Origin of the sequence: Mesorhizobium sp. M7A.F.Ca.MR.362.00.0.0 (genome assembly GCF_004023175.1) — a bacterium.
Taxonomy (GTDB): Bacteria; Pseudomonadota; Alphaproteobacteria; order Rhizobiales; family Rhizobiaceae; genus Mesorhizobium.
The window spans coordinates 3,660-5,235 of record NZ_RZTF01000429.1; the positions used below are offsets into that span (position 1 = coordinate 3,660).

Genomic DNA, 1,576 nt, shown 5'->3' on the forward strand with positions numbered 1-1,576 from the left:
AGGCTTTGAGGTCGCTTTCGGCACCCTTGGCCGTTCCACCGGCGGTCAGGTTGATCTTGAGCTCGGTGATCTTGGCCACGACCTCGTCGAGCTTCTCCGGGACCGCAGCGTCGACCTGGCCGGCCGCCGTGAGTGCCTTCTTGCAGATGTCGCGGAGAGCGGTGTCGGCCGCGGTCAGATTGGCCTCGGTGGCTTCGTGCTTGACCTTCAGCGCGTCGAGTTCGGTCTTGACCGCAGGCGCCGTCTGGGAGGCGGCTTCGAGCTGGGTCTTGAGCGTGTCGCGCTCGCCGGTCAGTGCAAGGTTTGTGGCCTTCAGCTGCTCGTTTTCGATTGCGACTTTCATGCTCTCCTTTTCGGTGGAGCGCAGTTCGGCGAGGAGTTCTTTGGTGTCCATGATTGGCTTGTCCGTATTTGCTGTTGCGGTGAGTGCGAGACGATCGAGAGAAGCCCTCGCGGCCAGTGCCTTCATGTGAGGCGAGAAATGGCTTTGATCGCTGTTCACGATGCGCGCGTTTTGGGCGCCGCCCTGCCCGACGAGCGAGGTCTCGAAGAAGCCTTCTAGCCCAACCATCTTGCAGTAGACGCCGTTCTCACCGACCTTGTGCCCATTGGGAGTGGTGCCGGTGAATATGGTTTCGAAGTCCGCGTCGGGACCGAAGAAGTCGAAGCCGTCAGCCGAGCAGATCATCTGCTTCGGCAGGATGCCGACCGAGACCTGGTCGATGGTGCCGTTGTCCACCTGCTTGATCTTGTCCTCGTGGGTCTTATCGATCCAGAAGAGGACGCGTAGTTCAGTGTCTTGGCCGTCAAACACTTGACCGCGGAAGACCCGACCGATCGGTAACTCTGAGCCGTCATGCATGATCTGGAGGGGTCGGCTCTCGGTCTCGAGCGCCAGTGCCATTTCCAGGAGCATTGACCGCTGGGCGATCGCGCCGTTGTAGACGTGCTGACGCTTGCGGAGAGGACGGTTGTTTAGGGCGATCGCTTCGAAAACGGCGACATCGTCAACCGACGCGCCGGCCTCTTTGAGGCGCGCGATGATCTCTGGTGTTTTCGCAATTTGTTTCACGACATACCCTGCGTTGCTGGGAGGCATGTCGTGCTTTGTTGGTCATGGTGCAAACTTGGTGTGCATCAGAATGATGCACAATGATCATGAGGGCAGAAGACATCTTGGAGCCTGACATTCTATCTGTTACATTGCCGAGATGATGAGCAAATTTCATGTCAAGGTTCGACGTTATGTCGAAAAGGTCGCCGAGATAGAGATTAACGCACGTGATGAGCATGAGGCTCGACGTTTGGCGTTCGACTATGAGGCGGACGACGGACTAGCATTCGTGTGGGATGATGGCGCCGATCTCACCGAGATCGAGATCGTTTCGGCCGTCAAGCTTGACCACTAAGCTGAACTCATTGCCATACCGCCGCGACCAACACTTGGGCACTGGCCGCTGCTTGAGCCGCTGTGATTGGCCTACCACTCTGAGCAGCTAGGGCGCTTTGACTGGCCACGCTTCTTTCTGCACTGTCAACTAGGGAGTCCGCGTCCTCATTTGCGCCGGTCCAGGTA

2 protein-coding genes are annotated in these 1,576 nt (G+C 58.2%); one reads left to right on the plus strand and one right to left on the minus strand.

Features of this window, described 5'->3' with window-relative positions; translation table 11 throughout:
• Positions 1–1,072, minus strand: a 1,072-nt coding sequence (locus EOC06_RS32120; protein WP_164898849.1) for a hypothetical protein, incomplete at its 3' end; no start/stop codon positions are given.
• Positions 1,073–1,214: 142 nt separating this feature from the next.
• Between EOC06_RS32120 and EOC06_RS32125 the strand changes: the two genes are divergently transcribed.
• The gene (locus tag EOC06_RS32125) at positions 1,215–1,409 is read left to right on the plus strand and encodes a hypothetical protein (protein ID WP_128309679.1); all 195 of its coding nucleotides are present in this window, start codon (positions 1,215–1,217) and stop codon (positions 1,407–1,409) included.
• Positions 1,410–1,576: the final 167 nt, after the last annotated feature.